This is a genomic window from Serratia sp. PL7, from assembly GCF_945957435.1.
This window is the reverse complement of the sequence record NZ_CAMFLB010000039.1, coordinates 19,635-31,557: the sequence shown is the minus strand read 5'-3', so window position 1 is coordinate 31,557 and position 11,923 is coordinate 19,635. Positions and strand designations below refer to the sequence as shown.

At 54.4% G+C, this 11,923-nt stretch carries 11 protein-coding genes; 8 read left to right on the top strand and 3 right to left on the bottom strand.

The window, feature by feature from the left end; all coding sequences use genetic code 11:
• Positions 1 to 19 precede the first annotated feature (19 nt).
• The 3 genes from N6G83_RS51045 (at position 20) to N6G83_RS51035 (ending at position 3,492) form a co-directional block, all read left to right on the top strand.
• Complete coding sequence (locus N6G83_RS51045) at positions 20 to 2,317, top strand: TonB-dependent siderophore receptor (RefSeq protein WP_211135514.1); 2,298 nt, start codon at positions 20 to 22, stop codon at positions 2,315 to 2,317.
• 125 nt (positions 2,318 to 2,442) lie between these two features.
• The gene (locus N6G83_RS51040; RefSeq protein ID WP_024527128.1) at positions 2,443 to 2,991 is read left to right on the top strand and encodes a nucleotidyltransferase family protein; all 549 of its coding nucleotides are present in this window, start codon (positions 2,443 to 2,445) and stop codon (positions 2,989 to 2,991) included.
• A 51-nt stretch (positions 2,992 to 3,042) separates the two neighbouring features.
• Entirely contained in the window at positions 3,043 to 3,492 is a 450-nt protein-coding gene (locus tag N6G83_RS51035) for a FlxA-like family protein (protein WP_024527127.1), read from the top strand.
• Between the two features lie 38 nt (positions 3,493 to 3,530).
• Here the strand turns inward: N6G83_RS51035 and N6G83_RS51030 are convergent, their stop codons facing one another.
• The 3 genes from N6G83_RS51030 to zipA all read right to left on the bottom strand — a co-directional run bounded on the left by N6G83_RS51030 (position 3,531) and on the right by zipA (position 6,801).
• Complete coding sequence (locus N6G83_RS51030; protein WP_021178683.1) at positions 3,531 to 3,746, bottom strand: DUF3820 family protein; 216 nt, start codon at positions 3,744 to 3,746, stop codon at positions 3,531 to 3,533.
• Positions 3,746 to 5,767, bottom strand: a complete 2,022-nt coding sequence (gene ligA / locus N6G83_RS51025; protein WP_024527126.1) for an NAD-dependent DNA ligase LigA — start codon at positions 5,765 to 5,767, stop codon at positions 3,746 to 3,748. Before ligA ends, N6G83_RS51030 begins: the two co-directional genes overlap by 1 nt.
• A 77-nt stretch (positions 5,768 to 5,844) precedes the next feature.
• Complete coding sequence (gene zipA / locus N6G83_RS51020; RefSeq protein WP_024527125.1) at positions 5,845 to 6,801, bottom strand: cell division protein ZipA; 957 nt, start codon at positions 6,799 to 6,801, stop codon at positions 5,845 to 5,847.
• A gap of 222 nt (positions 6,802 to 7,023) precedes the next feature.
• On the opposite strand from zipA, the gene cysZ reads away from it, so the two are divergent.
• The 5 genes from cysZ to crr all read left to right on the top strand — a co-directional run bounded on the left by cysZ (position 7,024) and on the right by crr (position 11,903).
• Complete coding sequence (gene cysZ / locus N6G83_RS51015; RefSeq protein ID WP_024527124.1) at positions 7,024 to 7,785, top strand: sulfate transporter CysZ; 762 nt, start codon at positions 7,024 to 7,026, stop codon at positions 7,783 to 7,785.
• 156 nt (positions 7,786 to 7,941) lie between these two features.
• Positions 7,942 to 8,910 carry a cysteine synthase A gene (cysK, locus tag N6G83_RS51010; protein WP_199062377.1) on the top strand — a complete coding sequence of 323 codons (969 nt, stop codon included), beginning with the start codon at positions 7,942 to 7,944 and terminating at the stop codon, positions 8,908 to 8,910.
• Positions 8,911 to 9,312: 402 nt separating this feature from the next.
• Positions 9,313 to 9,570, top strand: coding sequence for a phosphocarrier protein Hpr (gene ptsH, locus N6G83_RS51005; RefSeq protein WP_024484477.1), 258 nt, complete (start codon positions 9,313 to 9,315; stop codon positions 9,568 to 9,570).
• Positions 9,571 to 9,616: 46 nt separating this feature from the next.
• Positions 9,617 to 11,344, top strand: coding sequence for a phosphoenolpyruvate-protein phosphotransferase PtsI (ptsI, locus tag N6G83_RS51000; protein WP_021178689.1), 1,728 nt, complete (start codon positions 9,617 to 9,619; stop codon positions 11,342 to 11,344).
• Positions 11,345 to 11,393: 49 nt separating this feature from the next.
• Positions 11,394 to 11,903 (top strand): PTS glucose transporter subunit IIA, encoded by a 510-nt coding sequence (gene crr, locus N6G83_RS50995; protein WP_021807057.1) that lies wholly within the window; start codon positions 11,394 to 11,396, stop codon positions 11,901 to 11,903.
• The last annotated feature ends 20 nt before the right edge of the window (positions 11,904 to 11,923 follow it).

The following is an 11,923-nucleotide window of genomic DNA, read 5'->3' as shown; positions in this document are numbered from 1 at the left end:
GTTAGGTAGGAACCTCAAAATGAATCGGAAGTTATCTCGTTATTCTTTAGCCACACTCATCGGGTTAGGATTGGGCACATCTGCATTTTCCTTTACGGTCAATGCCGAGCAAACGGCCCCCCCCTCAGACAGCGCCGCGCTGGCTGAGAAAAGCAAAAAAGAATCCGCCTCTGAAGATGTCATCGTCGTCACCGCCGCCAAACAAAACCTTCAAGCTCCCGGCGTTTCCACCATCACTGCCGAAGAAATCAAAAGACGCCCTCCCGCTCGTGATATCAATGAGCTGATCCGTACCATGCCGGGGGTCAACCTGACCGGTAACTCCACCAGCGGCCAGCGGGGCAACAACCGCCAACTCGATATTCGTGGTATGGGGCCAGAAAATACCCTGATCCTGATCGACGGCAAACCGGCCAGCAGCCGTAACTCGGTGCGCCAAGGCTGGCGCGGTGAGCGTGATACCCGTGGCGATACCGCCTGGGTGCCGCCGGAGATGATCGAACGTATCGAAGTGCTGCGTGGCCCAGCGGCTGCCCGCTACGGTAACGGCGCGGCAGGTGGCGTGGTCAACATCATCACCAAAAAAGCTGGCCAGGACCTGCACGGAACACTGAACGGTTATTTCAACGTACCGCAGCATAAGGATGAAGGCGCTACCAAGCGTACCGATTTCAGCCTTTCCGGCCCGTTAAGCGATCAGTTGAGCTTCCGTCTGTTCGGTGGCTACAGCAAAACGCAGGCCGACGCCTGGGATATCAACCAAGGGCATCAGTCCGAACGTACCGGCACCTATGCCAATACTCTGCCTGCCGGTCGTGAAGGGGTGGTCGACAAAAATATCGATGCCTTGCTGAGCTGGGAATTCGCCCACCTGCAGACCTTGGATTTCCAGTACGCCTATGGCCGCCAGGGCAACCTGTACGCCGGGGATACCCAGAACACCAACACCAATGCACTGGTGCAGAGCAACTACGGTAAAGAAACCAACCGTATGTATCGTGAAACCTATGCGGTCAATTATCGTGGCGCATGGGATAACGGCGTTAGCACCAACAACTACGTCCAGTTTGAGCGCACGCGCAATACCCGTTTAGCCGAAGGGTTGGCCGGGGGCCTGGAAGGGATCTTCGCCAGCGACAGTTACAACACCACCCGTCTGGACGATTTCCTGGCCCATAGTGAAGTCAGTATTCCGTTCGATATGTGGGTGCCGCAAACCGCCACGCTGGGTACCGAGTGGAACCAGCAGAAAATGAAAGATCCTTCTTCGACCACCCAGTCGCTGACCGGCACGAATACCGGGGGAGCGATCCCAGGTACCAATAGTACCAACCGCAGTCCGTATTCCTCCGCAGATATCTTCTCGCTGTTTGCCGAAGATAATATTGAACTGACTGATACCACAATGCTGACCCCAGGCCTGCGTTATGATCACCACTCCATGGCCGGTAACAACTGGAGCCCGTCGCTTAACCTGTCACAGGAATTGGGCGATCTGTTTACCCTGAAAATGGGTATCGCTCGCGCCTATAAAGCCCCCAACCTGTTCCAGAGCAACGGCGATTATATTCTCTACAGCAAAGGCCAGGGCTGTGCCGCCAGCTCGACGGGGACCGGCTGCTATCTGATGGGTAATGACGACCTTAAGGCCGAGAACAGCATCAACAAAGAGATCGGGCTGGAATTCCACCATGAAGGTTGGCTGGCCGGCATCACCTACTTCCGTAACGATTACCGCAACAAGATCGAAGCGGGCTATTCGCCAACGGCCTCTAACGCTAGTAAAACCGATATCTATCGCTGGGAGAACGTGCCTAAAGCGGTGATCCAGGGTCTGGAAGGAACGTTGAACGTGCCGGTGAGCGAAACGGTAGCCTGGAACAACAACGCTACCTACATGATTGAGAACGAGAATAAAACTACCGGTGATTACCTGTCGATTATTCCCAAGTTCACCATCAACTCAACCCTGAGCTGGCAGGCCACGCAGGATCTGTCTTTGCAGACCACAGCGACCTGGTATGGCCGTCAAAAGCCGAAGAAATACAACTACCGTGGGGAGCCAACCGCTGGGCCGGAAACTCATGAGGTCAGCCCTTACGCAATCTTTGGCCTGAGCGGCACCTATGCGTTGACTAAAAATGTCAGCGTGACGACGGGAATCGAGAACCTGTTCGACAAACGCCAGTTCCGTTCCGGTAACTCGCAAAACGTAGGTAACCCAGTCACCGGGGCAGTCAATATCTATGGTGCCGGGGCGGCAACCTATAACGAACCGGGTCGGACTTACTTTATGAGCCTGAACACCCAGTTCTAAATGTGTGCTACCAAGTCAATCTCAGCGCGGCGCTTATGCCGCGCTTTTTTTTGCCGTTTTCCTCAATCATCCCGATCCCGCTGCTGCCCATTTCGGGTTAGAGTAGCGGTGACAAAGGAGAAATGATGGATCCACAGCAACAAATTATTGATTGGTTACGCCAAGATAGTGAACGTATGCAGGCATTGGCGACCGCCCGGCGGCTCGGGCTGAACGATTGGTGCCTGGGTGCGGGCTTCGTGCGTAATCTGGTGTGGGACCGGCTGCATGGTTTTACGGCCAGCACGCCGCTTAATGATATCGATGTGATCCATTTTGATTCGCGCCATAGCGATGCCGAGCGCGACCAAATGTTGGAGTCGCGCCTGTTGGAGTGGTCAGCACAACCCTGGTCGGTTAAGAATCAGGCGCGTATGCACCTGCGTAGTCACCGCGCGCCCTATCGCGACAGCGAAGACGCCATCAGTTATTGGACGGAGATCGAAACCGCCGTGGGTGCCCGATTGCAGGCCGATGGCAGCATCCAGCTCGTCGCCCCTTTTGGCCTACAGGCGCTGTTCAATCACAGCATCACCTTCAATCCCAAGAGCAACAACCTGGCCGCTTTCGAGCAGCGCGTAGTGGAGAAACAGTGGCTCGAACTCTGGCCACGGCTAAAACTGATGCCAAGGTAAAGTTTTGCCGCGATTTGCCGATACCTTTGGCAAGCTGCCTGGGAGGATCGCATGTCGACCAACATTACCATGATTGTGCCCATCAAGAACCCGATTGCCGGAGTCCGCGAGGTATTCACCGCCACGGGTAAAGGCGGGGCTGCACTGATGTCGGCACCGGTTAACAATGTCCCTGAAGGGGAGAAATCCAAGAAAACTGATAATGATGCGCCAGTAACCCCAAAAGATAGCAGCGCGGCGTCACGTATTGCAGCGCTGTATAAGCAGATCCAGAACCTGCAGCAAAAACTGATCGAACTGAAAGACTCGGGTGGCGACACTCAAGAGATCGAACAGCAAAAACAGCTGATCATGAGCCAGATTGAAATGCTCCAGGCTGAGATCGCGCGCATTCAGAAACAAGAAATGGAAAAACAGCAGCAAGAGCAGATGGCCAAAGCCATGAGCGGTGATGGGGTTAACCGCCCGACCGACGCCAACGCCGTGGACGTTTATATCTAGACGATAAAGGGGCGCAACATGGCGTTACGCCCATCGACTCAGCTTTTCTTCAGGGGTTTGATCAGGTGATCCAACCCTTCAATTTTAATCGCCAACGTCATTTCCATCAGCATTCCCAGTCTGCCGTTGGGGAATTCGCCCTTACGGGCGAACCACAGCAGATACTCTTCCGGCAGGTCAATCAGCACCCTGCCCTGGTATTTGCCAAAAGGCATCACGGTGTTGGCGATTTCAATCAGATTCTCTTTTTCCATCAGGCCCCCAGCAGGCGGATCATCTCTGCCTCGTCGATCACCTCGATCCCCAACTCCTGTGCCTTGACCAGCTTGGAGCCAGCAGCTTCACCGGCGATCACCAGATCGGTTTTCTTGGATACGCTGCCACTGACCTTGGCCCCCAGCGCCGTCAGCCGATCTTTGGCTTCATCACGGGAAAGTTGGCTGAGAGAACCGGTCAGCACCACGGTTTTACCGGCAAACGGGCTGTCGATCTCTTCAGCTACCACCACGATCGGAGCAGGCCAGTTAATGCCGATTTCTGGACTAATCAGCTCGGCGATCACCTGTTGGTTATGGGCTTCGGCAAAGAAGTTCACCACGTGGCTGGCTACCACTTCGCCCACGTCCGGTACCTGTTTCAACGCATCCAGGTCGGCCTCTTGCAGCTTCTCCAACGAGCCAAAGTGCGCTGCCAGACCGGCTGCTGTAGCCTCACCCACTTCCCTAATACCCAACGCATACAGGAAGCGCGCAAAGGTAGTTTGTTTGGCGGTGGTCAAGGCATTGACCAGATTCTGTGCCGATTTTGGCCCCATGCGATCCAGCCCGGTGAGAAGACCGGCGGAAAGACGGAACAGATCGGCTGGCGTTTTGACATATTCCTTATCGACCAGTTGTTCGATAATTTTATCGCCCATGCCGTCAACGTCCATCGCCCGGCGGGAAACGAAGTGCTTCAGCGCCTCTTTACGTTGGGCACCGCAGATCAGCCCGCCGGTGCAGCGCGCAATGGCTTCGCCTTCCACTCGTTCCACATCGGAACCGCACACCGGGCAATGCTGTGGGAATACCACTTCACGCGCGTCCTGCGGGCGACGATCTTCGATCACTCCGACCACTTTCGGGATCACATCCCCGGCACGGCGCACGATCACCGTATCGCCGATGCGCAGGCCAAGGCGTTCGATTTCATCGGCATTATGCAGCGTGGCATTACTGACTATCACCCCGGCCACCAATACTGGCTCAAGACGCGCGACCGGCGTAATCGCACCGGTACGCCCGACCTGGAATTCCACTTCACGCACCACGGTGAGCTGCTCTTGCGCCGGGAACTTGAATGCCGTAGCCCAGCGCGGTGCACGAGCAACAAAGCCCAGAGATTCTTGCAGATCGATATCGTCGATCTTCACCACCACGCCGTCGATATCAAAGCCAAGATTGATGCGGTCCTGTTCTACCTGACGATAAAACGCCAGCACCTCATCGCTACCGGTACAGAGCTTAACGCGATCGCTCACCGGCAAGCCCCAGGCTTTAAACTGCATCAAGCGTTGCCAATGGCTGCGTGGCAATTCGCCCCCTTCCAGCAGGCCAACACCGTAGCAGAAGAAGGTCAGCGGGCGCTTGGCAGTGATACGCGGATCAAGCTGACGCAGCGAGCCCGCCGCCGCGTTACGCGGGTTGGCGAAGATTTTGCCGTCTTTGCGGCGCGCCTCTTCGTTCATCTGCTCAAAGCCGGCATGCGGCATAAAGACTTCGCCACGCACTTCCACCCTGCGCGGAATATTGTCGCCAGTCAGGCGCAGCGGGATGGCGCGGATAGTGCGCACATTAGAGGTGATATTTTCCCCGGTGGTGCCATCACCACGCGTGGAGGCACGCACCAGCTCGCCATCTTCATACAGTAGGCTGACGGCCAACCCGTCCAGCTTCAGCTCACAGCAGAAGGTCAGCGGCTCGCTGCTTTTGAGGCGATCCTGCACGCGCTTGTAAAACGCCAGATAGCTTTCTTCATCAAAGACGTTGTCCAACGACAGCATCGGCACTTCATGCCGCACCTGATCAAACGCCGCCAAAGGGGCGGCCCCGACGCGCTGCGTCGGCGAATCGGCGGTGATCAGCTCAGGATGGGCCTCTTCCAGCTCACGCAGCTCACGCATCAGGCGATCGTATTCCGCATCCGGGATCTCCGGCGCATCGAGTACGTGATACTGATATTCGTGATGGCGCAATGAGGTGCGTAGTTGATTGATTGTTTCGTTAATCGATGCCATGGCTCACCATCAAAGATAAAAAACCCCCGGCTGGCGGGGGTTCTGGATTACGGATTATGCAGTGCGCAGGCAACCGGTCAGGCGTTGTTTTCCAACACTTCGCGGATACGTGCTTTATAGGTTTCCAGCTTTTGCGGGGTCATCATGCGGCGCTCATCGTCAAGCACCACGCCACCCACATCGTCGGCAATACGTTGTGCCGATTGCAGCATCAGCTTGAAGTTCTGATTAGCGTCGCCGTAAGACGGCACCATCATAAACATCGAGACGCCCTGCGTGGAGAAATCGGACATCATTTCCGGATCGAATGAGCCAGGCTTGACCATATTGGCCAGGCTGAACAGCACAGGACCACTACCTGCCGGGCTGATATGGCGATGGAAGATATTCATCTGGCCAAATTGGAAACCTGCCTGCAACACGCTCTGCAGCAAGACTTCCCCCCCGATAACGCCACCTTGATGAGCAGCGACGTGCAGCACCAATACGGTTTCCTGCAATTTTGCCGGTTTCAACGATTCCGGCGCGGGCTGCGGTTCAGGCACAGGCTCTGCATGTTGGAAAGCAGGCTCTGGCGCAGGAGCGGTAGCCGGAGGCATATCGTCAACGCGCGGCTCACGACGCACAACAGGTTGCTGCGGCTCTTCGTCCTCGTCCTGGGCATAGTTATCCAGCAGGATGTCATCATACTCCGGCCGCTGAGAAAGCGGCGCGGGCTGGGCTGGCCGAGACGCAGGTTGAGCTGCTGGAGCTGGCCTTGGTGCAATTACCGGCTCTTCGCGTGCGACATCGATATGGCCCATTGATGGCTCATCCTCAACTTCAGCGCGAGTGGCACGGATACGTACCTCTCCCACGCTTTCGGCAGGATCATCAAGTGGAGTAGGTTCACGCTCGTTTTTCGAGCGTTTGGCTGGGCGATCGCGAAAAAGGGACGAGCGTTCCTTACGGCTGGTCCAAAGACCATGTAATAACAACGCTATTATGGCGATCGCGCCAACAACGATTAATATCAGACGCAAATCCTGCATCATTGCTATCTCTGTTGTTCCAAGACATTGCCACCGCGGCAAACATTCACTCTTTAACTCTATTTGCCCGCAGGCACAAGTGCAAGTCCGTGCTGAACTTTATGCCAATAAAGATGATTATCCGGCATTTTTTTGCTGTTTTTTCAGCCAATGTGGCTCTAGCCAGTGGAAAATCAACCCTATATGATAGGTTAGCCTGTTTAGCCAAAGAGAAAATCTTAAGATATGTCCTATGTTCCTCCCCCTGTCGGACCCACCAACGGCTTCCATTATTTTGCCCAAGGATGGCGCCTGATTTCGCGCCCGGGTATTAAACGCTATGTCGTCTTGCCGTTGCTGGTGAACGTGCTGCTGATGGGTTCTGCCTTCTGGTGGCTGTTCAGCCAACTGGGCGACTGGATCCCGAGCATGATGAGCCATGTGCCAAGCTGGCTACAGTGGCTGAGTTATTTACTCTGGCCGATGGCGGTCATTTCCGTGCTGTTGGTGTTCAGTTACCTGTTCAGCACCATCACCAACCTGATCGCCGCCCCGTTTTGCGGACTGTTGGCGGAACAGCTCGAAGGCAGCCTGACTGGCAAACCGTTGCCGGATACCGGTATGCTCGGCGTGGTCAAAGATCTGCCGCGCATCATGTCCCGTGAATGGCGCAAACTGATGTATTACCTGCCGCGCGCGCTGGGCCTGCTGTTACTCTATTTTATACCGGGCATCGGCCAAACGTTGGCACCGGTGCTGTGGTTCCTGTTCAGCGCCTGGATGCTGGCCATTCAATACTGCGATTATCCATTTGATAACCACAAGGTCAGCTTCGCCGAGATGCGCCAGGCGTTGCGCCAGCACAAAACCGACAACCTGCAGTTTGGCGCGTTGGTCAGCCTGTTCACCATGATCCCCATCCTCAATCTGGTGATCCTGCCGGTGGCGGTCTGCGGTGCCACGGCGATGTGGGTAGACCGTTATCGTGCACAATTTGTTCGTCACTAACGGCTTTATTTGAGGGCGCTTCTTGCGCCCTTGCTATTGTGATTAAAACTTATTCTCTAATAACATATCGATATACCAATTCTTTACTTCCCTGCCGAGACCGTTAGCGTATGCTTTCGATGTTCCCTACATTTCATAGAGTTATAAGGACGGGCCATGAGCAAGATTTACCAAGACAACTCATTAACAATCGGCCATACGCCGCTGGTTCGTCTGAACCGTATCGGCAACGGACGCATTCTCGCCAAGGTTGAATCTCGCAACCCGAGCTTCAGCGTCAAATGCCGCATCGGTGCCAATATGATTTGGGATGCTGAAAAACGTGGCATTCTTAGCGCAGGCAAAGAACTGGTGGAGCCAACCAGTGGCAACACCGGTATCGCCCTAGCGTTTGTCGCCGCGGCGCGGGGCTACAAGCTCACGCTGACCATGCCGGAAACCATGAGCATCGAACGTCGTAAACTGCTCAAGGCGCTGGGTGCCAATCTGGTGCTGACCGAAGGTGCCAAAGGCATGAAAGGGGCGATCGCCAAGGCCGAAGAGATTGTGGCCACCGATCCGAATCGCTACATCCTGCTGCAACAGTTCAGCAACCCGGCCAACCCGGAAATCCACGAACAAACCACCGGCCCGGAAATCTGGGAAGATACCGATGGCGAGGTCGATGTCTTTATCGCGGGCGTCGGCACTGGCGGTACGCTGACCGGCGTCAGCCGCTTTATCAAGAACACCAAGGGCAAAGCCATCACCACAGTGGCGGTTGAACCGACCGACTCACCGGTCATCAGCCAGGCGTTGGCAGGCCAGGAAATCAAACCCGGTCCGCACAAAATCCAGGGCATCGGTGCCGGTTTCATTCCTGGCAACCTGGATCTGAGCCTGGTTGACCGCGTCGAGCAGATCACCAACGACGAAGCCATCAGCATGGCACGCCGTCTGATGGAAGAAGAAGGTATCCTGGCCGGGATTTCTTCCGGTGCCGCCGTGGCGGCCGCCGTCAAACTTTCCGAAGAAGCCGACTTTACCGACAAGACAATTGTGGTTATTCTGCCTTCTTCAGGTGAGCGCTACTTGAGCACCGCTTTGTTTGCCGATCTGTTCACCGAACAGGAACTGCAGCAATAGCGCAAACAGTGCACAAATAGCTAAAAAAGCACCTATTCAGGTGCTTTTTTTGTGGACTGGATCAAAGTTTACACCACTCAACGATTGATTTTCGCCGCTGGCTTTAGTATTTAACCGGTCAATTATTTCGATGCGCAAAATTAATCACCTTCCTGCCATTGTTTGAGCTGAATCGATTTACTCATTTGTCGCTCAAGCGAAAAACACGGCATAATGGGGAGCTGATTGAAACAACGCCAGATGCTCGGATTTTTTGATCTGAAATGCTTAAAGCGTCGTTTTATGTTGCATCAACGCTCGCCCCTGTACCATAGTCAGGCGCTAACCAGACAAGCTAAAATCACGCCATTAGGCTAAACTTTAGCTCCACAACCTTAAATCCGATAAGTTGGGGAAACATCAATGTTCCAGCAAGAAGTGACTATCACCGCTCCGAATGGTCTGCACACTCGCCCTGCCGCTCAGTTCGTAAAAGAAGCCAAAGGCTTCACGTCTGACATCACCGTGACTTCCAACGGCAAGAGCGCTAGCGCCAAAAGCCTGTTTAAGCTGCAAACTCTGGGCCTGACCCAAGGAACAGTAGTCACCATCGAAGCCGTTGGTGAAGACGAGCAGAAAGCCGTTGAGCACTTGGTAAAACTGATGGCAGAGCTTGAGTAATCGGCCCGTCTTTTTAGTTAACACCAGTCAAGAGTAAGGTAGGGTTATGATTTCAGGCATTTTAGTATCACCGGGTATCGCTTTTGGTAAGGCTCTCTTGCTGAAGGAAGATGAAATTGTCATCAACCGGAAAAAAATCTCTGCAGACCATGTAGAGCAGGAAATCTCACGTTTTCTGGCAGGCCGCGCCAAAGCGTCTGAACAGCTGGAAGTAATCAAAACCAAGGCAGGCGAAACCTTCGGCGAAGAAAAAGAAGCGATCTTCGAAGGCCACATCATGCTGTTGGAAGACGAAGAGCTTGAGCAGGAAATCATAGCCCTCATCAAAGACGATCTGGCGTCTGCCGATGCGGCAGCCTACACCGTGATCGAAGGCCAGGCGAAAGCGCTGGAAGAATTAGACGACGAATACCTGAAAGAGCGCGCGGCTGACGTGCGTGATATCGGTAAACGTCTGCTGCAAAACATCCTGGGCCTGGCGATTGTTGATCTGACCGCCATTCAAGATGAGGTGATCCTGGTCGCGAAGGACCTGACACCGTCAGAAACCGCACAGCTGAACCTGGACAAAGTGCTGGGCTTCATCACCGATCTGGGTGGCCGTACTTCCCACACCTCGATCATGGCTCGCTCCCTGGAACTGCCCGCTATCGTTGGCACCAGCGACGTGACCACCCAGGTGAAAAACGGCGATTACCTGATCCTGGATGCGGTTAACAACAAGATTTACGTCAACCCGACGGCCGAGGTGATTGAACAGCTGAAAGCGGTTCATACCCAATACGTCACCGAGAAAAACGATCTGGCCAAGCTGAAAGACCTGCCGGCGATCACGCTGGACGGGCATCAGGTTGAAGTCTGTGCCAACATCGGTACCGTGCGCGACGTCGCCGGTGCGGAGCGCAATGGCGCCGAAGGTGTCGGCCTGTATCGTACCGAATTCCTGTTCATGGACCGCGACTCACTGCCAACCGAAGACGAGCAGTTCTCGGCTTACAAGGCCGTTGCGGAAGCCATGGGCTCACAGGCAGTTATCGTCCGTACCATGGACATCGGCGGCGATAAAGACCTGCCGTACATGAACCTGCCAAAAGAAGAGAACCCGTTCCTGGGCTGGCGCGCGATCCGTATCGCGATGGACCGCCGGGAAATCCTGCACGCTCAGCTGCGCGCCATTCTGCGTGCCTCTGCTTTCGGTAAACTGCGCATCATGTTCCCGATGATCATCTCGGTGGAAGAAGTGCGCGATCTGAAGGGCGAGCTGGAAACGCTGAAAGCGCAGCTGCGTGAAGAAGGCAAAGCCTTTGACGAGAGCATTGAAGTGGGCGTGATGGTGGAAACACCAGCTGCGGCAGTGATCGCTCGCCACCTGGCGAAAGAAGTCGACTTCTTTAGTATTGGGACAAACGATTTAACCCAGTATACTCTGGCAGTAGATCGCGGCAACGAGCTGATTTCTCATCTCTATAACCCGATGTCCCCATCAGTGCTTGGCCTGATCAAACAGGTTATTGATGCATCTCACGCAGAAGGCAAGTGGACCGGTATGTGCGGCGAGCTGGCTGGCGATGAGCGTGCTACACTGTTGCTTTTGGGCATGGGGCTGGATGAGTTCAGCATGAGTGCGATTGCAATCCCGCGCATCAAGAAAATTATTCGTAATACCAATTTCGAAGATGTGAAGGCATTGGCAGCGCAGGCCTTGGAACAACCAACGGCACAGGATTTGATGAACTGCGTCAATAAGTTCATCGAAGAAAAAACGCTCTGCTAAAATTCCACGACACTGGAACGCCGCCCAATTTAATGCTTAGGAGAAGATCATGGGTTTGTTCGATAAACTGAAGTCTCTGGTTTCTGATGACAAGAAAGACATGGGCACTATCGAGATCGTCGCTCCACTTTCTGGCGAGATCGTCAATATCGAAGATGTACCGGACGTCGTATTCGCCGAGAAGATCGTCGGCGATGGCATTGCTATCAAACCTGCTGGCAACAAAATGGTTGCTCCGGTTGACGGCACTATCGGTAAAATTTTCGAAACCAACCATGCGTTCTCTATCGAATCTGATAGCGGCATTGAGCTGTTCGTGCACTTTGGTATCGACACCGTTGAACTGAAAGGCGAAGGCTTCAAACGCATCGCGGAAGAAGGCCAGCGCGTCAAGAAAGGCGATGTGATTATCGAGTTCAATCTGGCCCTGCTGGAAGAGAAAGCCAAGTCTACCCTGACTCCGGTGGTTATCTCCAACATGGACGAGATCAAAGAGCTGATCAAACTGTCCGGCAGCGTCACCGTTGGCGAGACCCCGATCATCCGCATCAAGAAGTAATCGCGGTTCGATCGTAAAAA

Bases quoted from the DNA above. Each gene is read 5' to 3' on its own strand.
- N6G83_RS51045 (WP_211135514.1), top strand. From the start codon at position 20: ATGAATCGGAAGTTATCTCGTTATTCTTTAGCCACACTCATCGGGTTA.
- N6G83_RS51040 (WP_024527128.1), top strand. From the start codon at position 2,443: ATGGATCCACAGCAACAAATTATTGATTGGTTACGCCAAGATAGTGAA.
- N6G83_RS51035 (WP_024527127.1), top strand. From the start codon at position 3,043: ATGTCGACCAACATTACCATGATTGTGCCCATCAAGAACCCGATTGCC.
- N6G83_RS51030 (WP_021178683.1), bottom strand. From the start codon at position 3,746: ATGGAAAAAGAGAATCTGATTGAAATCGCCAACACCGTGATGCCTTTT.
- ligA (WP_024527126.1), bottom strand. From the start codon at position 5,767: ATGGCATCGATTAACGAAACAATCAATCAACTACGCACCTCATTGCGC.
- zipA (WP_024527125.1), bottom strand. From the start codon at position 6,801: ATGATGCAGGATTTGCGTCTGATATTAATCGTTGTTGGCGCGATCGCC.
- cysZ (WP_024527124.1), top strand. From the start codon at position 7,024: ATGTCCTATGTTCCTCCCCCTGTCGGACCCACCAACGGCTTCCATTAT.
- cysK (WP_199062377.1), top strand. From the start codon at position 7,942: ATGAGCAAGATTTACCAAGACAACTCATTAACAATCGGCCATACGCCG.
- ptsH (WP_024484477.1), top strand. From the start codon at position 9,313: ATGTTCCAGCAAGAAGTGACTATCACCGCTCCGAATGGTCTGCACACT.
- ptsI (WP_021178689.1), top strand. From the start codon at position 9,617: ATGATTTCAGGCATTTTAGTATCACCGGGTATCGCTTTTGGTAAGGCT.
- crr (WP_021807057.1), top strand. From the start codon at position 11,394: ATGGGTTTGTTCGATAAACTGAAGTCTCTGGTTTCTGATGACAAGAAA.